19 protein-coding genes and 1 pseudogene are annotated in these 19,316 nt (G+C 68.7%); 7 read left to right on the forward strand and 13 right to left on the reverse strand.

What is annotated here, in order from left to right; translation table 11 throughout:
* Window positions 1–19: 19 nt before the first annotated feature.
* From RZE77_RS32200 to RZE77_RS32240, 9 genes are all read right to left on the reverse strand, one after another.
* Window positions 20–892: an NAD(P)-dependent oxidoreductase gene (locus RZE77_RS32200; RefSeq protein ID WP_319442738.1), complete on the reverse strand. Its 873-nt coding sequence runs from the start codon at window positions 890–892 to the stop codon at window positions 20–22.
* A gap of 42 nt (window positions 893–934) precedes the next feature.
* The gene (locus RZE77_RS32205; protein ID WP_319442739.1) at window positions 935–2,017 is read right to left on the reverse strand and encodes an isocitrate/isopropylmalate dehydrogenase family protein; all 1,083 of its coding nucleotides are present in this window, start codon (window positions 2,015–2,017) and stop codon (window positions 935–937) included.
* A gap of 106 nt (window positions 2,018–2,123) precedes the next feature.
* Window positions 2,124–2,852: a transcriptional regulator NanR gene (locus RZE77_RS32210; RefSeq protein ID WP_319442740.1), complete on the reverse strand. Its 729-nt coding sequence runs from the start codon at window positions 2,850–2,852 to the stop codon at window positions 2,124–2,126.
* A gap of 60 nt (window positions 2,853–2,912) precedes the next feature.
* Complete coding sequence (oiaK, locus tag RZE77_RS32215; RefSeq protein WP_319442741.1) at window positions 2,913–4,277, reverse strand: 3-oxo-isoapionate kinase OiaK; 1,365 nt, start codon at window positions 4,275–4,277, stop codon at window positions 2,913–2,915.
* A complete protein-coding gene (locus RZE77_RS32220; RefSeq protein WP_319442742.1) occupies window positions 4,277–5,545 on the reverse strand; it encodes a ribulose-bisphosphate carboxylase large subunit family protein in 1,269 nt (422 codons plus the stop codon). Before RZE77_RS32220 ends, oiaK begins: the two co-directional genes overlap by 1 nt.
* Before the next feature lie 70 nt (window positions 5,546–5,615).
* Complete coding sequence (locus RZE77_RS32225) at window positions 5,616–6,908, reverse strand: TRAP transporter large permease (RefSeq protein WP_319442743.1); 1,293 nt, start codon at window positions 6,906–6,908, stop codon at window positions 5,616–5,618.
* Window positions 6,905–7,417, reverse strand: coding sequence for a TRAP transporter small permease (locus RZE77_RS32230; protein ID WP_319434233.1), 513 nt, complete (start codon window positions 7,415–7,417; stop codon window positions 6,905–6,907). Before RZE77_RS32230 ends, RZE77_RS32225 begins: the two co-directional genes overlap by 4 nt.
* A gap of 37 nt (window positions 7,418–7,454) precedes the next feature.
* Entirely contained in the window at window positions 7,455–8,450 is a 996-nt protein-coding gene (locus tag RZE77_RS32235) for a TRAP transporter substrate-binding protein (protein ID WP_405547785.1), read from the reverse strand.
* Window positions 8,451–8,548: 98 nt separating this feature from the next.
* Entirely contained in the window at window positions 8,549–9,379 is an 831-nt protein-coding gene (locus RZE77_RS32240) for a phosphogluconate dehydrogenase C-terminal domain-containing protein (RefSeq protein WP_319442744.1), read from the reverse strand.
* Between the two features lie 215 nt (window positions 9,380–9,594).
* Between RZE77_RS32240 and RZE77_RS32245 the strand changes: the two genes are divergently transcribed.
* From RZE77_RS32245 to RZE77_RS32265, 5 genes and pseudogenes are all read left to right on the forward strand, one after another.
* Window positions 9,595–10,095 carry a sigma-70 family RNA polymerase sigma factor gene (locus tag RZE77_RS32245; protein WP_319442745.1) on the forward strand — a complete coding sequence of 167 codons (501 nt, stop codon included), beginning with the start codon at window positions 9,595–9,597 and terminating at the stop codon, window positions 10,093–10,095.
* A complete protein-coding gene (locus RZE77_RS32250; RefSeq protein ID WP_319442746.1) occupies window positions 10,092–11,072 on the forward strand; it encodes a DUF4880 domain-containing protein in 981 nt (326 codons plus the stop codon). Before RZE77_RS32245 ends, RZE77_RS32250 begins: the two co-directional genes overlap by 4 nt.
* 57 nt (window positions 11,073–11,129) lie before the next feature.
* Entirely contained in the window at window positions 11,130–13,646 is a 2,517-nt protein-coding gene (locus RZE77_RS32255; protein ID WP_319442747.1) for a TonB-dependent receptor, read from the forward strand.
* 39 nt (window positions 13,647–13,685) lie between these two features.
* Window positions 13,686–14,027: pseudogene (locus RZE77_RS32260) on the forward strand (carboxymuconolactone decarboxylase family protein); the annotation flags it as partial.
* Between the two features lie 81 nt (window positions 14,028–14,108).
* Window positions 14,109–14,540, forward strand: coding sequence for a DUF3592 domain-containing protein (locus RZE77_RS32265; RefSeq protein ID WP_319442748.1), 432 nt, complete (start codon window positions 14,109–14,111; stop codon window positions 14,538–14,540).
* A 101-nt stretch (window positions 14,541–14,641) separates the two neighbouring features.
* On the opposite strand, the gene RZE77_RS32270 is transcribed toward RZE77_RS32265, so the two are convergent.
* Window positions 14,642–15,103 (reverse strand): DUF1772 domain-containing protein, encoded by a 462-nt coding sequence (locus tag RZE77_RS32270; RefSeq protein ID WP_319442749.1) that lies wholly within the window; start codon window positions 15,101–15,103, stop codon window positions 14,642–14,644.
* Between the two features lie 35 nt (window positions 15,104–15,138).
* Window positions 15,139–15,543, reverse strand: coding sequence for a nuclear transport factor 2 family protein (locus RZE77_RS32275; RefSeq protein ID WP_319442750.1), 405 nt, complete (start codon window positions 15,541–15,543; stop codon window positions 15,139–15,141).
* A gap of 142 nt (window positions 15,544–15,685) precedes the next feature.
* On the opposite strand from RZE77_RS32275, the gene RZE77_RS32280 reads away from it, so the two are divergent.
* A complete protein-coding gene (locus RZE77_RS32280; protein ID WP_319442751.1) occupies window positions 15,686–15,946 on the forward strand; it encodes an NAD-binding protein in 261 nt (86 codons plus the stop codon).
* A 350-nt stretch (window positions 15,947–16,296) separates the two neighbouring features.
* Here the strand turns inward: RZE77_RS32280 and RZE77_RS32285 are convergent, their stop codons facing one another.
* A complete protein-coding gene (locus tag RZE77_RS32285) occupies window positions 16,297–17,313 on the reverse strand; it encodes a Bug family tripartite tricarboxylate transporter substrate binding protein (protein ID WP_319442752.1) in 1,017 nt (338 codons plus the stop codon).
* Between the two features lie 48 nt (window positions 17,314–17,361).
* Window positions 17,362–18,324: an alpha/beta hydrolase gene (locus tag RZE77_RS32290; protein WP_319442753.1), complete on the reverse strand. Its 963-nt coding sequence runs from the start codon at window positions 18,322–18,324 to the stop codon at window positions 17,362–17,364.
* 90 nt (window positions 18,325–18,414) lie between these two features.
* Here RZE77_RS32290 and RZE77_RS32295 point away from each other — a divergent pair, with 90 nt between their 5' ends.
* Window positions 18,415–19,308, forward strand: coding sequence for a LysR family transcriptional regulator (locus tag RZE77_RS32295; protein WP_319442754.1), 894 nt, complete (start codon window positions 18,415–18,417; stop codon window positions 19,306–19,308).
* The last annotated feature ends 8 nt before the right edge of the window (window positions 19,309–19,316 follow it).

Below are 19,316 nucleotides of genomic sequence, written 5' to 3' on the forward strand. Positions count from 1 at the left end.
CGGGCGGCCGACGAGGCGCTCAGCGCCGGGCCAGCAGGTCCGGCAGCTCGGGGATCAAGCCCTCGGGCGCCAGGCCCTGCGCATGCTGCAGCGTCTGCAGCACCGCCGCCGCGATGTCGCGGTGCGCACCGGCATCGCCCGCCATGGTGTTGTAGTAGCCGAGGTCCTTGCTCGCATTGGCGATCGAGAAGCGCAGGCTCGACGTGTCCTTGGCCGTGAGGTAGGGCCGCAGCCGCTCCAGCGCCACGCCGCCGCCGCCGCCCTTGGCCAGGATCTCCACGAACATCTCGGGCGCCACGCCGTGCTGGCCGGCGCAGGCCGCCGCCTCGGCGATCAGCGCCACCGTGCCCAGCGAGACGAAGTTGTGCAGCAGCTTCATGCCATGGCCCGCGCCCACCGGGCCCGCGTGCAGGATGTTCTCGGCAAAGCACGACAGCAGCGGGCGGCATTCCTCGAGCAGGGCCGCATCGCCGCCCACCAGCAGGTTGAGCCGGCCTTCGGCCGCTTCCTTCGGCGTGCGCGTCATCGGCGTGTCCAGGAAGCGGCTGCCCGCGGCCTCCACAGCCTGGGCCATGCGCAGCGTGGAAGCGGGAATCGCGGTGGAGCAGTCGATGACGATGCTGCCCGGGCGCAAGCCCTGCAGCACGCCGCCTTCGCCCGTGAGCACGGCCTCGACCTGGGGCGAGCCCGTGAGCACGAGGATGACGATGTCCGACTGCGCGGCCAGCTCGGCCGCGCGCGTGAAGCTGCGCGCGCCGGCGGCCTTGAGCGTGTCCAGCGGCTGGTTGCCCGGGTGCTCGAGCACGGCCAGCGGGTAGCCGTGCCTGGCGATGTTGCTGGCAATGCCGTGGCCCATCATGCCGATGCCGATCATGCCGATGTTCTTTTTCAAGGAAGTCTCCTGGGTTGTGAGGTGTAGCGGATGCCGCCGCCTTCAGCCGAGCTGCCGGCACACGGCCTGCGTGATCTCGCTGCAGCGCGCCTGGCCGCCAAGGTCGCGCGGCACGGTCTGCCCCGCGGCCAGCACGTCTTCCACGGCGCGCTCCACGCGCACGGCGCCTTGCACCAGTGCGTCGTCGCCATGGCGCTCGCCGAGCCAGCGCAGCATCAACGCGCCGGACAGGATGGTAGCAATAGGGCTGGCCAGGTCCTGGCCCGCGATGTCGGGCGCCGAGCCGTGCGCGCCCTGGAACAGGCCATGCGAGTCGCCGAGCTCGGCCGAGGCCGCAATGCCCAGCCCACCCACCGTGCCTGCGCCCAGGTCGGAGATGATGTCGCCGAACATGTTCTCGGCCACGATCACGTCGTAGAAGTCGGGCTTCTTGAGCATGTGCACGGTGATGGCGTCGGCGTAGGCATAGTCGATCTCCACGTCCGCGTAGCCGCGCGCCACCTCGTCGCAGATGGCGCGAAAGAACGCATAGCTGCGCAGGATGTTGGCCTTGTCGCACACCGTCACGCGGCGCCGGCCGTCGCGCGGTGCGCCCTGGCGCCGGCGGGCGAGTTCGAAGGCGAAGCGCGCCACCCGCTCCACGCCCTTGCGCGTGACCACGAGGGTGTCGGTGGCGACCTCGCCGCGCAGGTTCACGCCGGCGCCGCGGCTGGCGTACAGGCCTTCGGTGTTCTCGCGCACGATGACGTAGTCGATGCCGCCGGCCTCCCAGCCGGCCAGCGGCGAGCGCACGCCGCGGTACAGGCGGATCGGGCGCACGTTGGCATACAGGTCGAGCCTGAAGCGCAGCTGCAGGTGCAGGTCGTTGCCGACCTCGGTGCCATCGGCGTAGGTGATGCCGGGCAGGCCGGCCGCGCCGTGCAGGATGGCATGCGCGCTGCGGCAGGCCGCGAAGCTTTCCTCGGGCAGCACGGCGCCGGTGCGCACATGGTGCGCGGCGCCGCCGGGCCAGGCGGTGAAGCGCAGCCGCTCGCCGCAGGCCTCGCGCAGGACGGCGATGGCCGACTGGCAGACCTCGGGGCCGATGCCGTCACCGTCGATGGTGGCAATGTCGTAGGTGTTCATGGTGCTTTGCATGAAGGGTGGGAATGCACTGGCGCGCATGGCCAGAGGCCGCGTGCACGAACGGAAGGCGCCGCGGCTGCGAAGCGGGCGCCGTCGCCGCGCGCGCTCAGCGCTGGCCTTGCACTTCTTCGGCGATGCGCTGGTACAGCGCATTGGAGCGCGTGACGTGCGCGCGCAGGGCCGCCACGGCGGCCTGCGGATCGTGCGCCTCGATCGCATCGACCAGGCGCGTGTGCTCCTGCAGCGTGAGCCGCTCGGCACCGGGCGCGCGCACCAGCGGCTGGTAGTAGTCGCCGGCCCACTGGAACACGGCCTCGATCACCGCGGGGAAGATCGGGTTGCCGCTGATGCGCGCGATCTCGCGGTGAAACGCCATGTCGTGCGCAAGAAAGCCGTCCATGTTGACGAGCGAGGCACGCTGCTCCTCGATGCGCGCACGCAGCGCCGCCACGTCCTCGGGCGTGGCCAGCTGCGCGGCCATGCGCGCGGTGCCCTCCTCCAGGAGCAGGCGCGCCTGCTTGAGGTGTTCGAGCATGTCGGGCTGGGCCTGCAGCATGTGCCGCGTGCCGCTGGCGATCTGCGCGATCAGGTCGCGCGCGGTGGGAATCACCACCCGCGCGCGCTCGCCGTGCGAGATCTCCACGATGCCCGAGTGCTCCAGCGCCTGCAGCGCCTCGCGTACCGCGGGCCGGCCCACGCCGTACACGTCCATCAGCTCGCGCTCGGGCGGCAGCTGGTCGCCGGGCCGGATCTCGCCCGTACTGATGCGCTGCATCAGCCGCTCCACCACGTCCTGGTAGAGCTTGCGTTTCTGGATCGGGTTGACTGCCGTCATGGAGTGGATGTTCGCAATGGAAGAAGGGCATGAAGGCGCGCGGCTGCCTGCGGGCCATTATCACTTGGCCACACCGTCGCGCGCGGTGCAGAAGAAGTCCTCGGCGCCCATCTGGCCGCCCTTGAGCACGAGCTCCAGCCCGTCGCGCCGCGCATCGCGCGAAGCGGCCCGGCACAGCGGTGCGCCGGGCGCGAGCCGCGCGGCCATGGTCAGCGCCTGCACGCCCAGGGCCGAGGCCACCTCGCCCGAACTGTCGCCGCCGGCCACCACCACGCGGCGCAGCGCGGGGCAGCGGTCGAGCAGCGCACGCGTCACGCGCGCGAGCGCCTGGCCTGTGCGCGCAGCCGCCTCGGCGCGCGTGAGGCCGGCAGCGCGCGCGCTGTCGTCGAAGGCCTGCACGGCCGGGTCGTCGGGGCCGCGCGCGGTGTACAGCAGCGGGCTGTGGCCGCGCGCCAGCGCCTGGGCCGCGGCTTCGGCGACCTGGCCGATCGCGTGCTCGTCGCCGGCCAGCAGCGGTGCGATGTCCAGCCGCTGCGCGGCAAACCCGTGCTCGGCGGCCCAGGCGATCTGCGCGGCCGTCACGGGCGAGCAGCTGCCGCTGACCACGGCCAGCCCGCTGTCGGCCGCGCCGGCCTGCGGCAGCGGCGGCCGGCTCGCGAGCAGGCCGCTGGCCTGCCAGTGCGCGGCCAGTGCGTCGTCGAGCCCCGAAGACGAGGCGCTGAACAGGCCCGCGCCGCGCTGCTCCCACACCAGCCGTCCGGCTTCGCGCAGGCTTTCTTCGTCGAGCACGTCGATCAGCACCACGGGCACCTCGTCCGCATGCGCCGCGGTAATGGCGCGCAGCGCGGCCTCGGCGCCACCGCCCTTGAGCTGCGTGAAGTCCACCAGCGCGCGCGCACGCCGCGTCTGCGCGCCCAGATGCATGCGCAGATCCGATTCATGCATGGGCGTGACGGGGTGGCGCGACATGGTCGGGTGCCGGTCCAGGCGATGGCCCTCGCCGTCGGCCGCGGCGAACAGGTGGCCGAAGGCCTGGTAGCGGCGCAGGCGCGGCGCACCCACCACCATGGGCGACCAGCGCCCGCGCATGAGCGGCACACCCAGGTCGATGGCGCAGCCGATCGAGCCGATCGCAGGTGAGGAGTCGAAGGTCGAGCAGATCTTGTACTGCAGCACCGGCGCGCCGAGCCGTGCGAGCGCGGCGAGCGCAGGTGCGAGCTGCTCGCGCATCCACGCAGGATCGCGGCTGCGCGCCTGGCCGGCCAGTCCCACGGCGCGCACGCCGGGAAAGCGCGCGAGCATCTGCGCATCGGGCGTCTCGAAGAACAGCACCGTGGATACGCCCGAATGGGTCAGCGCCTCCAGCGCGTCGGTGGACCCGGTGAAGTCGTCGCCGTAGTAGGCCAGCAGCAGTCCGTCCTGCATCACCAGACCTCGAGCGCCTGGGCGAGTTCGGCGTGCGCGGTCGCGTGCGTGGTCAGCGGCACGCCGGCCACCGCGGCCTGCCAGGCCTGGCGCATCGCGGCCACGCCCGCGGCGATGCCACCGGGGTGGCCGAGGATGCCGCCGCCGGCGGCATGGATGAGGTCGGTGGTGCCGAGCGCCGCATAGGTCGGCGCGGCCTGCAGCCCGGTCTGGCCCGAGCTGAACACCGGCATCGCGGCCATGGGGTTGCGCGCGGACAGCGGTGCCAGCACGGCGCGCGCCGCGGCGATCACGCTCTCGTCGCTCTCGCTGAACTTGTTGGCCAGGCCGTTCACATGCAGGTGATCGGCACCCGCCAAGCGCCACAGCGTCTGCCACGGCGCAAAGTCCCAGCCGAGCGCGGGGCAGCGGTTCAGGTAGCCCCAGCCATTGCGGTGCGCATGGATCGGCAATTGCGAATGGCGGCGCAGCGCGAGCAGCCCGGTGAGGCCCACCGAGTTCAGGCTGACCATCACGCAGGTGCCGCCCTGCATCAGCACCAGGTCGTGGCGGCGGCGCATCTCGTCGATCTCGCCCGTGAGGTTGAAGGCCACCATGGGCTTGCGCCCGGTGCGCTCGGCGGCTTCGCGGACCACGGCCATGACGGCGCGCACGCGCTCGTCGAACGGGCAGTGCGGGCCGTCGGCCTGCAGTTCGTCGTCCTTGATGAAGTCGATGCCACCGGCCACGAGTGCGCGCACGGTCTCGGCCGTTTCGGCGGGCGACAGGCCCACGCTGGGCTTGACGATGGTGCCGACCAGCGGGCCGCGCGCCACGCCCGCGAGCGCGCGCGTGCCCGCGATGCCGAAGGCCGGGCCGGGGCAGCCGTCGACGAAGGCCTGCGGCACCGCCAGGTCGAGCAGGCGCAGGCCCGAGACCTGGCGCAGCTCGAACAGGTTGCCGGCCACGGTGGCCATCAGGTTGGGCAGCGAGACGCCGAAGTTCGCCAGCGGCCACGACAGGTCGAGCACGCACTGCGTGTAGCTCGCGGCGCGCTGGCGCGTGGGCAGGCTCGGCGTGCTCACACGGCCGAGCACGTGCACTCGCTCCACGCGCGCGCCCGAGCGCTCCTTGAGCGCGGGCGTCTCGCCGGGCACGGCCGTGAAGGTGCCGCTGGACTGCTCGCCCGCGATGACTGCGGCGGTGCGCTCGGGGTTGTCGCCGGTTTCCAGCCAGTAGCGTGCGTGCACGCGGCCGTCGGCAGCGGAAAGTGCGGGCAGCCCGGTCATGGCGAACCGCAATGTCCGACGAGGTGGAGGAAGGGGCGGGGCAGGAACATGGATCGGTGTCTTTCTCTCTCTACTTGAATCCGAGCGTGCGCGGCAGCCAGGTGGACAGCATCGGCATGAAGGTCAGCAGCACCAGCACGGCGCCGTGCGCCCAGAGAAACGGCACGAGCTCGCGCACCAGCTGCGCCATCGGCACGCGCGAGACATTGCAGGTGACGAACAGCAGCCCGCCCACCGGCGGCGTGATCATGCCCAGCGTGAGGTTCACGATCACGACCATCGCGAAGTGCACCGGGTCGATGCCGAGCTTGAGCGCCACCGGCGCGAGGATCGGCACCAGCACCATCACGCCCGGCAGCGGCTCGATGAAGATGCCGAACAGCAGCAGGAAGATGTTCACGATGAGCAGGAACATCCACGGCGACAGGTTCATGCCGACCAGCCACTGGGCAAGCATCTGCGGGATGCCCTCGATGGTCAGTATCCAGGCGAACGAGGCCGACATGCCGATGATGATGAGCACCGAGGCCGACAGCAGCGCCGAGCGCGCGAGGATGTCGGGCAGCGCCTTCCACTCCAGCGTGCGGTAGACGAACTTGCCGCAGACCAGCGCATAGAACACCGCCACCACGGAGGCTTCCGTCGGCGTGAACCAGCCCGCGCGCATGCCGCCCAGGATCACCACCGGCAGCAGGATCGCGGGGATGGCGCGCCAGGTCGTGGCCAGGATCTCGGCCAGCGGCGGCATCGTGCCTTCGCCGCGGTAGTTGCGCTGGCGCGAGACGCGGAAGTTGACGATGCACATCGCCACCGCGATCAGGATGCCCGGCATGATGCCGGCCGCGAACAGCGCGCCGACGGACACCGCATCGTCCTGCAGCGCGTAGATGATCATGATGATCGAGGGCGGGATGATCGGCCCGACGATGGCGGTCGACGCCGTGAGCGCCGCCGCATAGGCGCGGCCGTAGCCGGCCTTGTCCATCATCCTGATGAGCATCGAGCCCGGGCCCGCGGCGTCGGCCAGCGCCGAGCCCGAGATGCCCGAGAAGAAGGTCAGCGACACCACGTTGGTGTAGCCCAGCCCGCCGCGCTTGTGGCCGACGAACTGGCCGGCAAAGCGCAGCAGCACCTCGGTGAGCGAGCCGCCGCTCATGAGCTCGGCCGCGAGGATGAAGAAGGGCACGGCCATCAGAGGAAAACTGTCCATGCCGGTGAACGTTTCCTTCAGCAGCACCATCAGCGGAAAGTTCTCGGCCAGCACCAGCGCGGCGGCCGTGGCCAGGCCCAGCGCAAAGGCCACGGGCACGCCGATGGCCAGGAAGAAGCAGGCCGACAGCACCAGGACGAGGGAGGCGCTCATAGCGAGGCACTCGCGTTGGCGTCGAAGTGGCCGTCCGCCGCGAACTCGCGCCGCAGCGCATAGCCGCGCACGATGAACAGCAGATGCACGATGAGCAGCACGCCGCCGATCACCATGGCGCTGTAGACGTAGGCGAACGGGATCTGCGTGACCGGCGTGAGCTGGAACATGGTGCGCTCCATGTACAGCCAGCCGTACCAGACCATGAAGCCGAAGAAGGCGAACAGCAGCAGGGCCACGAGCGCGCGCAGCGCCACGGCGGCCGGGGGCGGCAGCGCGTCCTGCAGGTTCTCCACGGCAATGTGGCCGCCGTAGCGCAGCACGGGTCCCGCGCCGAGGAAGGTCAGCCAGATCATGAGATAGCGCGCGACCTCCTCGGCCCATTCGAGCGAGGCGTTGGTGAGGTAGCGCAGCGCCACGTTGACGAAGATGATCACCGCCATCGCGGCCAGCAGGAGGATCAGCGCCCAGCGGTTGGCGCCAAGCAGGTAGCGTTCGAATGTTTGCATGGTTTTGGCGAACGTAGGCGCGGCGGGGCCGGTGGCGTCAGTGCACGTCCTGGATCTTCTTGATGTTGTCGGCGCCGAATTCCTTCGCATAGGCGGCGTAGGCGGGCTTGAGCGCATCCTGGAATGCTTTCTTGTCGACGTTGCGCACGACCTGCATGCCCTCCTTCTCGAGCTGGGCCACGCCGGTGGCGTCGTCCTCGTCGACCTTCTTGCGCTGCGCGGCCACGCTCAGGCGCGCGGCCTCGGCAAACACCTTCTTGTCGGCGTCGCTGAGCTTGTTCCAGACCTTCGGGGTGAGCAGCAGCAGCGCGGGCGAGTACACGTGGCCGGTGAGCGAAAGGTGCTTCTGCACCTGCGAGAACTTGGCCGTGGTGATGATGGGAATGGGATTCTCCTGCCCGTCCACCGTGCCCTGCTGCAGCGCGCCGAACACTTCGGGGAAGGACATGGGCGTGGGCTGCATGCCGAAGGTGCGGTAGCCGTCCATGTGCACCTTGTTCTCCATGGTGCGCACCTTCAGGCCCTTGGTGTCCTCCGGCTTGAGGACCGGGCGCTTGCTGTTGGTGAGGTGGCGAAAGCCGTTCTCCGTCCAGGCCAGCGCGACCAGGCCCTTGCTTGGGAACTTGGTCAGCATGTCCTGGCCGATCGGGCCGTCGAACACCTTGCGCGCATGTTCGTAGTCGCGAAAAAGAAAGGGGATGTCCACCACCTTGATCTCGGGCACGAAGTTGCCCACGGGGCCGGTGGAGGTGATCACCGCGTCCTGCGTGCCGAGCTGCACCGCCTCGATCTGCTCGCGCTCGCCGCCGAGCGCCGAGCTCGGGAACTGCTGGCACTTGTAGCGCGCCTGCGTGCCCTTCTCGATCTCGGCACAGAAGGTGGTGGCGCCCACCCAGTAGTGCGAGCCCTGCGCCGGCGTGTAGCCGATCTTGAGCACGGTCTGCGCCTGCGCGCCGGTGGCGGCGGCCAGGGTCAGGAGCGCGGCGGCCAGGGGCGCGGCCAAGGTATGGCGAAAGCGGAAGCGATGGGTCACGGTGGTCTCCTCGTGGGGTTGTCGATCGGGTGGATGCGGCCGCGCGCCCGTGTCGGCGCTTTGCGGCGGGTGCCGGAAAACCTGCGGCGCGGGGGCGCTCAGGTGATGCGCTCGATGCTCTTTGCGATCTCTTCGCGATCGAACACCTTGAGCCAGTCGTCCTGCAGCAGGCGCGGCTTGCCGAAGGTGATGGCCTTGTTGCAGGCATCGGAGAACACGCCGGGGATCTCCTTGAAGATCACGGCCGCGAGGATGGTCATGTGGCCCAGCAGGAAATCGCGCGCGCAGTCGTGCGGCACGCCGCGTGCGACCACCGCGTCCATGGCCTCGCGCATGGTGTCCAGCAGCGTGGCGCAGACGGTCTCGGACAGGCCGGGCTCCAGCAGCGCCATCTGCTCGACCGTGACGCGGTACGAGCGCAGGATGGGCGCGTAGATGGTTCTGGCGATCTCCTCGCCCAGGTCGAAGTCGGCCGGCGTGCCCTGCATGAGCGCGCTCACCACCGATTGCGGTGCGTGCGCGCCGCCGAAGAAGTCGGGCTGGCCGTTCTTGTGCAGCGCGTCGCTGAAGATCGGCGGGTGGCAAGGGTGGGCAACGAAGTACGCCAGGTCGGGCCGCTGCGGCAGGTGGCCGGCAAAGGGCGCGGCCGCATCCAGCGTCATCACCATGGTGCCGGGGGCGAGCTGCGGCGCGATCTGCGCGGCAACCTTGCCGATGGCGGTGTCGGGTATGGCGAGGATCACCACCTGCACGTTGTCCAGCGCGCGCGCCGGGTCCGCGCATTCCACGCCCAGTTCGTCGCGCAGGCGCTGGCGCCCGACGTCGCTGACCTCCACGTGGCGCACCTCGAAGCGGGAGTCGCGCAGGTTCTTCGCGAGCCGAACGCCCATTTTTCCGCCGGCGCCCAAGAGGGCGATGGAAGTCTTCATACCGAATTTCTCCTGAGGGGTCATATAGTGGCGTGATGGTATGATGACCTCATGAGTTGACGGGGCGGGGCTAACCCCTAGGCTTGGCGGGCCGGGGACGATGCGGCCGGCCGCGAGGATTTGCTTTGCCTGAAAGCTAATAATTCTCATTAAAATCCAGCGCGCCCAGCCGCCACGCGCGGCCCCCCTTCTCCGTCGCGCTCAGATCAACTCCGATGTCTTCTGCTTCCGTCCTGCCCGATCTGGAATCCGTCTTCCGCGATCACCATGCATGGCTGCTCGGCCGATTGCTGCGGCGGCTGCCCAATCGCAGCGATGCGGAGGACGTCACGTCGGAGACCTTCGTCCAGCTCAGCGAGAACGGTGGGCGCACCGAGATCCAGGATGCGCGCGCGTTCCTGACGACCATTGCCAAACGCGTGCTGTTCCAGCTGTGGCGACGGCACGACCTGGAAGCGGCTTACCTGGACACGTTGCGGCACATGCCCCAGGCGATGGCGTTGTCGCCGGAGGAGCACGCGCAGTTGATGGATGCGATCCAGCAGATCGACCGCATCCTTTCCGCGCTGCCCGCACCGGTGCGCACGGCCTTCCTTCTCTCGCGGCTGGACGGGCTGAGCTACCCCGAGATCGCGCGCCAGCTCGGTGTGTCCCTGGCGACGGTCGAACGCCACATGCGGCGGGCCATGATGCAGTGCTTGCGCCACGCCCCGTGACGGCCTCCGCGTCACGCGACCGGGCGCTGGATGCCGCCGTGGACTGGCGGGTGTGCCAGGAGTCCAACCGCTTCGGAGAGAGGGAGCGGCAAGCCTTCGAGCATTGGCTGTCCTCCGACCCGGACAATCAGGCGGCCTGGGCCCGCGTCAGCGGCGGCGTGCTGGAGGCGCCACTCGAGACCGTGCGGGCCTTTCGGGAACGCGGTGCCATGCCCCATGCGCAAGCGGCCGTGCTGGCGCTTCACAAGGTGCGGCGCCGGCGCGTCTTTCGAGGCGCGCTCGCGGTCGCGGGCACGGCCGCGACGGCCGGCTTGCTGGCAGACCGCCTCACGCCGATCGGCGAGCTCACGGCCGACCTGCACACCGGCACCGCCCAGCGAAAGAACTTCGCCCTTGCCGACGGCACCGATGTGCTTCTGGATGCCCGTTCCGCGGTCGATGTGCTCCATCGTTCCGGCGCAACGCAGTTGCGGCTGCGGTCCGGCGCACTGATCGCGACGCCGGCCGCGTCGATGAGCGCGTCCGTCCTGACCATCGATACGCCGTACTGCCGCGTGCTTGGCGAGGGAGCCCGCGTGCACTGCCGCGCGCACGCGTCCGCCACCGAGGTGGTCGCGATGGACGGCGCCCTGCAGGTGCAGCTCGCGGACGGACGCTCGATACGACTGCGTGCCGGCGAGGGAGCTTCGGCCTCCAACGAAGCGCTGCAGCCGCTCGCAGGCCGCGCCGCGGATCGTGCCGCCTGGCGCGACGGAATGCTCGCCGTGCGGGACTGGACGCTCGGGGAGACGGTCGACGCCCTGCGGGCCTACCACGCCGGCTTCATCCGGGTGTCCAGGCCGGCGGCGGCATTGCGGGTGTTCGGCATCTTCCGGCTCGACGTGGACGATGCGCTGGCCGCCCTCGCCTACACGCTGCCGCTGCAGGTGCAGCGGCTCGGACCCTGGCTGGTGTCGATCGACGTCGAAAAAAGATGAGGGGTTTTCCGGTCTCGCTCCACAAGGTCTTCAAGACAGAGCGAAAGGCCCCTTTTCATGATTCACTCCCCTTCCCTTCTCCCGCGCTCCCGCCATCGGCTGCGCGGACTGGCCTGCGCCGCCATGCTGGCCTGCGCGGCATGGCCCGCGGCCGCGTGGGCCGCCGAGCCGGCAGCAGCTGCAGCCGCCGTACGGCTCGACATCCCTGAAGGCCCGTTGGCCGACACCCTGACCCGCATCGGCCAGGACAGCGGGCGAACCATCACGGCCGACCCCGCATTGCTCGGCGGCCGGCGGGCACGCGCCATCCACGGCGCGTTTCCGCCGGCGCAGGCGGTGCGCCATGCCCTGGAGGGCTCCGGCCTGGTGGTCGACGAGTCGCCAGCCGGCGCCCTGCGGATCCGGGCGCGGACCGAGACCGGCGACGGCACGGCCTCATCCGGTGCGTCCGCCGCTTCCGGCGCGGGCGCTTCGGCCGCCAGCGGCGCGTCGTTGCTGCCGGAAGTCGCCGTCACCGACCAGCGCCTGGGTGGTTCCCTGATGCACCCGACCCGCCAGGTCACGGTGATCGAGGGCGAGGAACTGGAGGACCTGCGTGCCACCTCCCCGAACCTCGGTGCCATGCTGACCAAGAGCGTGCCCGGCATGTCCGACTCCAGCCGCAACCTGAGCGACTTCGGCCAGACGCTGCGCGGACGCAATGTGCTGGTGCTGGTGGACGGCATTCCGCTCAACACGAACCGGGATTCCTCGCGCAACCTGGTGAACATCGAGCCCAGCCGCATCGAGCGGCTCGAGGTGCTGCGCGGCAGCAACGCGGTGTACGGCAGCGGCGCCAGCGGCGGCATCGTCTCGGTCACCACGCGCCCGGTGGGCGGCGAGCCGGTGGTGCAGACCACGGTGGGCATCGATGCCTCGCTGTCGCACCTGAGCCGCAACGGCCTGGGCGGACAGGTGCAGCAGTACATGTCGGGCCGCGGCGAGGTTATCGACTACGAGGTGGATCTTTCCGCGCGCCGCACCGGCGGCTCCTACGACGGCCATGGCGACCGCATCGCCCCCGACGCGAGCCAGGGCGACCTGTTCGATTCCAACACCTTCAGCCTGGGGGGCAAGCTGGGGATCCGCATCGACGCCGACCAGCGCCTGCAGTTCGCGGCCAGCTACCTGCGTGCGCGCCAGCACTCGGACTACGCCAGCGATCCGAGCGTCAACCGGGCGCCGCTGGGCAGCGTCGCGGCGCGCGCCATCAAGGGCCTGGTGCTCGACGAGCAGAACCAGGTCGAGAACACGCTGCTGAGTGCCAGCTACGAGCACAAGAATCTTGCCGGCAGTTCGGTATCGGCCATGCTCTATGGCCGCGACAACTTCACCCGCTTCGCGCCAGCCGATTTGCGCAACAACCCCAACCGGGGGGGCCATGTGGACCAGGTGATGCAGAACAACAAGGTGGCGGGCGGTCGCCTGACGGTGGACACCCCGCTGGGTGCCGGTGGCGATTCGCGCGTGGTGTGGGGTGCGGACTTCATTCGCGAGCGCAGCAACATGCCGATCGACGTGTTCAACCCGGCCCTCTACGACGCCAGCGGGGGCCTGGTCTTCCGTACGATCGGCCAGCAGATCTACATGCCCTGGACCCGGACCCAGAGCGCCGGCGCCTTCGCACAGCTGCAGCACCGCTTCAGCGATCGCTGGTCGGCGGAGGCCGGCCTGCGCTACGAGAAGGCGCAGGCCAGCTTCGATGATTTCCAGCCGCTGTCGCAGTCCAGGCTGGCCCGGCCGGCCACCGTTCGCGGCGGCAAGCTCAGCTACGACGCCTTGCTGTACAACGCCGGCGTCGCCTTCAAGCCGGCGAAGGGCCAGGAGTTCTACGCCTCGTTCAGCCAGGGCTTCGACCTGCCGGATGTCGGCCTGCAGCTGCGCAACGCGGGTGCGCGCTTCAACATCGGCGCGTCCGATCTGGAGCCGGTCAAGACGGACAACTACGAGCTCGGCTGGCGCGGCAGTTCCGGCAATACCGCGGCATCGCTTGCGATCTTCCATTCACGCTCCGACCTGGGTGCGGTGCAGTCCTTCAACAACGGCTTGCGCCTGCTGCGCACCCGTGAGCGCATCCATGGGCTTGAGGCCACCGTGGACCACTACGGCAAGGCCTGGTCCGCCGGCGGCACGCTGACTTGGATGGAAGGCCGCGAGACGCCGCAGGACGCGCTGCGCGACCAGATCATGACCGGCTACCGGATTCCGCCGGTGAAGGTCACGGGCTACGTGCAGTACAAGCCCGGCGATCGCTGGAGCGTGCGCACGCAGCTCACCTGGTTCGGTGCGCGCGACTACCGGCTGGCCGACGGCCGGACGCAGTTCGCCCGCGCCGACGTGAAGAGCTATTACTCGGTCGACGTGGTGGGCCGCTACAACCTGGATTCCAAGCGCTACATCACCGTCGGCATCCAGAACCTGTTCAATCGCTATTACCTGCCGCTGTACAGCCAGCTGATTCGCAGCGGCAGCAACAACAGCCGCCTGCCCGCGGCGGGCGCCGTGTTGACGGCCAGCTATACCCACCGGTGGTAGGCCGCGTCCGGGCCATTGCTAGCGCGGGCCCGGCCCGGCAGTCACCAGACGAAGCTCGCCGGTGGGCCGGTCAAGGGCGCATTGTTCGATTTCGCGCCGGCCATCGACGAATACCTGAAGACGCATCTCTTCGGCGATGTGTTCGAGCGGGACAACCTTGACTGGCCGAGCCGCGAGCTGGCGACGGTCGGGATGCTGTCGGCGCTTGCGGGCGCCGAATCCCAGCTCCAGTCCCACATGCGCATCAGCATGAACGTGGGCCTCAGCGCAACCCAGCTGGACCAGCTGACCCGGGTGCTTGCGGAGCGCGTGGATGCGGGGGCGGGCCGCAGGGCTCGTGAACCGCTGGCTCGCCAGCTGGCCACGCATGCGGGAGGCTGAGGCGGGCCGCTCGCTGCGACCCGCATAATTGCATGCGTCTTTCCCGGCGCAGAAAACCGGAGTGTCCGCACCCCTCATCGAATGAAGATCGAAACCTGCGCCAAGTTTGTTCTTTCGCTCATCGGCATTGCGCTGCTCACACTGTCGGGATTTCTGTTCTACCAGCGGCTCGCTTTCATCGCATCGGCCGATCGCGCCGAGGGCGAGGTGATGGACCTGGAACACGTGCGAAGCAGCAGCAAGAGCAACCCCGACGGCACCTGGCGGCCGCGCGTGCAGTTCCGGGCACCGTCCGGCGCGCTCATCGACTTCACGTCGTCGAGCAGCAGCGGCACGCCGCGCTACGAGGTCGGCGAATCCGTCGGTGTGTTCTTCCAGCCCTCCGACCCGCGCGACCTGTTGCTCGACGATTGGTTTGAACTGTGGGGCGGCACGCTCATGGCGGGTGTCATCGGCGCGGTCTTTACCGGCTTTGGCTGGCTGGTCCACAAGGTGACGAGCCAGGGCGCGTGATTCAAGGGCCTACCCTTTAGGCCCTCTGGCGAGACCGCGAGGCATGTGCGTGCCCGGTCGAGTGAAACCGCCACGGAGTCCAGCCCGGCACGGCCATGGCTTCAACGCCTGCGGCCACCAAGCACCGCGAGCAGGGTCAGGCCGAGGCTGGCAATCCCGGCCGATGCGCGCACCATGTGCCATCGCCACCAAGCGTCGCGCAGCTGCGCCCACTCCGCCGGCGGACTCTGCGGGTTCCAGGTCATGACGATCGCATTGATCGGCTGGTTGCCGAAGCGCGTGACCAATGCGGCGGCCAGCAGGCAGACGGCAGCGGCTACCAGCAGGTAGCGGGCGCGCGCATCATCCTTCGCCAGGATCGCAAGCCAGATGGTGAGCACGATGCACACCGCGCCGATGGCGGGCAGCAAGGTGTTGAGCGACCGGATCGCGTTCTGCTGCTGTTCGACGTAGGCCGACGCCGAGAGCGCAGCCGGGTTGTAGCCAGCCCAGATGCCGAACGTCGTGCCGACGAGCAGCGCCAGCAGCAGCAAGAGAATGAAGCGCAGGGCGTTCGCTGTCATGATTCGACGCGAGCTGATTCCGGGGCAAGCAAGCGTCACCGCGTCGGCGCCGCAACGGGCGGACGGTTCTTGCGATAGGAGTTCTTCAGAAGAATCTTGCCAGCGCGAAAAGTGAACAGATCGCAGCCTTGCACCTCGACGCGGGCTCCGTCCGTGCGTGTGCCCGTGAACGTCCACTCCGACACGCCGCGGTCCCCATGGACGAAATGGCGCGCGTTCCCCCAGTGGGCATCGGGAAAGACGGCCCAGACCTCCGCAAAGGCAGCCCGCACCGCCACGCCGCCGACGTATCGGGCGCCGCAGGCCTCGGCGCCGGCGGAGGCTTCGAAGACACAGTCGGGTGTCATGAACGACATGAGCGCATCGACATCGTGCCGATTCCACGCATCGGCAAATGCCTGCAGCACTTCCGTGGTCACTTCGGGATTCACCGTTTGCATGATGGGGCACCTCCGGCCGGCGGGCGGCTCGGATGCCGAGATTAGTCCGATCGACCCCGGCCAGCAATCTCCGTGAAACCACGGTGACTTTCTTTGCTCCGCTGGCCCAGCACGCCCAGGGCGTGATTGGAAGCCTAGCGGGATGGGCGCGGCCCACACCATGAAGTGCCTGAACAACCTCGTCACGGCATTGACGCTCACCGCCACGGCCGAGGGCCTGGCGATCGGTACCCACTGCGGGCTGGACCCGGCGGTGATGACCGAGGTGCTGAACGAATCGACGGGCAACTCGTGGATCACCCGCACGCACATCCACCAACGTGTGCTGAGGCGCAGCGGCAGCTACACCGCCATGCAGGCGAGCATGGTGCCCATGCATGCCGCACCGTCCGTGCTGAATTGATGACGCGTCCTAGTCCAAATAGCGCACGGCCGTCACCTTTCCCTCTTCGGTCTATAAGACAAGGTGCCGACTTCAAGCAAAGATCCTTCCGTTCCGACAGTTGTTCCTGACCGTTGAAGTTCCTTGAATAGCTCGGGAAGCTCTCTTCGAGAGGCTTGATTCCAAGGTGAGAGAACTGGTCGATGGGCTGCTCGCCGACGGCAATCGTGCCGCGGCAGGCGGCGCCACTACGGGCAGCGGGAAGCGGCCCACAGCCCGTAGTGGCGCATGGCCATCTTGACAACGGTCACACGCGCCAAAGCGGTCCACGGTCGCGGCTTCGTAAGTACACAACAGAGAGGCGCACAGCACTACTCGCTGCTTGCGCTTATCCTGCCACGCTTGACTGCCTCCCGAAGCTGGCGCTGGCTGTTCTGCACATACGCCTCGAAGTCCTTCACGCTGTGCGGTGGTGCGATCTCCACGCCCATCTTGGCGAATTGCTCGACCACCGCGGGCTGCTTGAGCACTGCGGCAACGGCCTCGTGCATCTTCGCCACAATGGCCGGCGGCGTACCCTTTGGCGCGAACATTCCGGTCCAGAACGCGAAGTCGATGTCCTGGAGTCCCGGCGTTTCTCCCGCTGATGGGATGGCTTTGTTGCCGAGGTCGCGCTTCTTGCTCAGCACCGCCAAGGCCTTGACCTTCTTCTGCTCAATCATGGGCAGCAGCGCGGGCAAGCCGACGATGGCGAGATCGATATGACCACCCAGCACGTCGGTGGTGATGTTGGAAGCGCTCTTGTAAGGCACCAATGGAATGTCGAGGCCGGCGCGCGCCTTGATGTTTTCCATGGCCACGTGGGGCAGCGAGCCGCTGCCAGAGGTGCCATAGCTGATCTGTCCGGGCCGGGCCCTGGCCAGTTGGATCAGTTCGGCCAGGTTGTTGGCGGGCAGGTCGGGTCGGCCAATCAGCACGATGCCGCTGGTGCCGATATTAGTAACGGGTGTCAGGTCGGCGATCTGGTACCTGGCCGTAGCGTTAGTCAGCGGCGCCAACGCCACGTCCGAGGTGATGCCCATGAGCAAGGTATAGCCGTCCGGCGCGGCGCCAATGACGCGCTTGACCCCGATGGTGCCGCCCGCGCCCGCGATGTTCTCGATCACGAAGCTTTGGCCCAGCACCTTGCCGAGCTCCTGGCCGAGCAGACGCGTCATGGCATCGAGCGAGCCTCCCGCGCCGTAAGACACGATCAGCCGGACAGGCCGGTTGGGATAGCTGGCCGCATCGCCCTGGGCGAGCGCGGGCGCGCTGCCGGCGGCGGCAAGGCCTGCGGCTATGGTGAGCGCGGCGATGCGCGAAAGAGTCAAGCGTTTGGAGGTTTGCATGTCAATGTCTCGTTGGTTAATGAATTGCGCGTCCGGCCGTGCCGGGACCTACCAGTTCAGGCGCTGGGCCTCCAGCCAGTGCAGGACCTCGCTGAAGACTTGGTCGCTGTTCTGGTCCAGCATGGGGAAATGCGAGTTGCCATGGATACCGTGTGCGGGCAAATCCAGCGTGGCGTAGGGCTGGCCGGCAAGGAATGCGTCGTGCCAGTAGCTGTCGGCTGCCGAGCGGTAGCCCGCCCAGACGGGATGCTCGGGCTTCAGCAAGTAATCGCCCCAGACTGCGAGGTGCGGCTGCGGCGCCCCGGCCGCGTTCCCGCAGGTGCCAGCGGGCTCAATCGCCACCACGGCGCGCACCTGGCGGGGATGGCGCTGCGCCGCGGCGATGGCGTAGCCGCCGCCCTGACTGTGCGCCACGATGATGCAGGGCCCCACCCGTTCGATGAGCGCATCGTAGGCGGTCTGCGCCATCTCCTCGTGGTCGACCCAGCGGGGGACCCATTGCTGCGCGAAATTGTCGAAAGCCTGCACCGGGAACTGCTGGCTCACAAACGGACAGCGACGCCCCGGTTCGCTGTCGTAGCCCTCCTGCGGGCCGATACGAAACATGTGCCATGCCTCTTGCTTCGTGCGAAACAGTGGCGCCTCTGCATAAATCTGCGGCCAGGGCGCCCACGAGGCCCGGCCGCGCTCCGCTGCATCCGTGACGAAGACGTCGAAGCCGGCCTCGAGGAAACGCCAGAGCCAGCCGGTGCGTCCGTCCGGGGTACTTTCCCAGTGACAGCCGGTCATGCCGCCTCCGTGCCATAGCAGCACAGGCAAGGCATGCCGAGGCGCGGCGAGGCGGTATTCCTGCGCATACATCTGGCCGACCACGTAGTCGCCGTTGGGGTCCACTATGCGCGGCGCGCCACCGGGCACCGTGCGCCGATGTTGCATTGGCAGCCCCGCCAGACGGCGGCCATGCCCGCCCACGTGGAAACTGCCGATGGATCGCAAGGTGACGGACGACATAAGGGGTGGCGAGGGGCGACTGAAGAAACCTCGATCCTCCTGCCCGCGGTCTTTGGCGTAAATCGCAAAGAAATGGATAATTTGTGCGTCATGCGCATCAACGTCGACTTCCCTGACCTGCAGGCCTTGTGCGTACTGGCACACTGCGGCTCCTTCACCGAAGCCGCCCAGGTCTTGGCGCTGACACCCTCGGCCTTGAGCCGCCGCATCGCCAAGGTGGAAGATGCGATTGGCGGGCGTCTTGTGGAGCGGACCACCCGTTCCATGGGGCTGACCTCGCTGGGGCAACGCCTCGTAGAGCGCATGGCGCCCCTGCTGGAGATGGTGGACGGTTGCCTCGTGGATGCCTCGGATGTAGCGGCCGGGCGCCAGGGCCGGCTGTCGGTGGGCTGCATTGCCACACTCGCGCAGTCGGTGTTCCCGCTCGCGCTGCAGCATTTCCATGCACGGTATCCCGAGGTCCGCATCAGCCTGCGCGACAGCCACGGCGCTCAGGTCCGTCGTGCGGTCCTGGAGCGTGAGGTCGAGTTCGGGTTGACGCCGCTCTGGGAGTCCAATGAGGAACTGGTGGCGGAACCTGTCGCACAGGACGCCTATCGGGCGGTCTGCGCAGCCGATCATCCATTGGCGGATCGCAAGACCCTGCAGTGGCGCGAACTGGCGCGCTGGAAGGTGCTGAGCTTCAACCCCGGCAGCGCCACGCGCCAGCAGATCGACGGCGTGCTGCGGGCGGAGGGCATTTCCCTGCCGTGGTTCGACGAGGTGGATTCACTCTCGACGCTGATGGGCCATGTCGAGCGCGGCGACGTGGTCACCGTGCTGCCAGCCCTCGCCATGGCGGCCGGCGCGCACCTGGCGAGCCTCGCGCTCGAGGGGCCGCGCATCGAGCGCACCGTCTACCTCATCCGCCGGCGCGATGTGACTTTGGGATCGCCGGCGCAGTTCCTTTGGGACGCGCTGCGGGAAGCGCTGCATGCTCGATAGATTTGAAG

It is taken from the genome of Variovorax sp. SPNA7, assembly GCF_033807855.1.
Taxonomy (GTDB): Bacteria; Pseudomonadota; Gammaproteobacteria; order Burkholderiales; family Burkholderiaceae_C; genus Variovorax; species Variovorax beijingensis.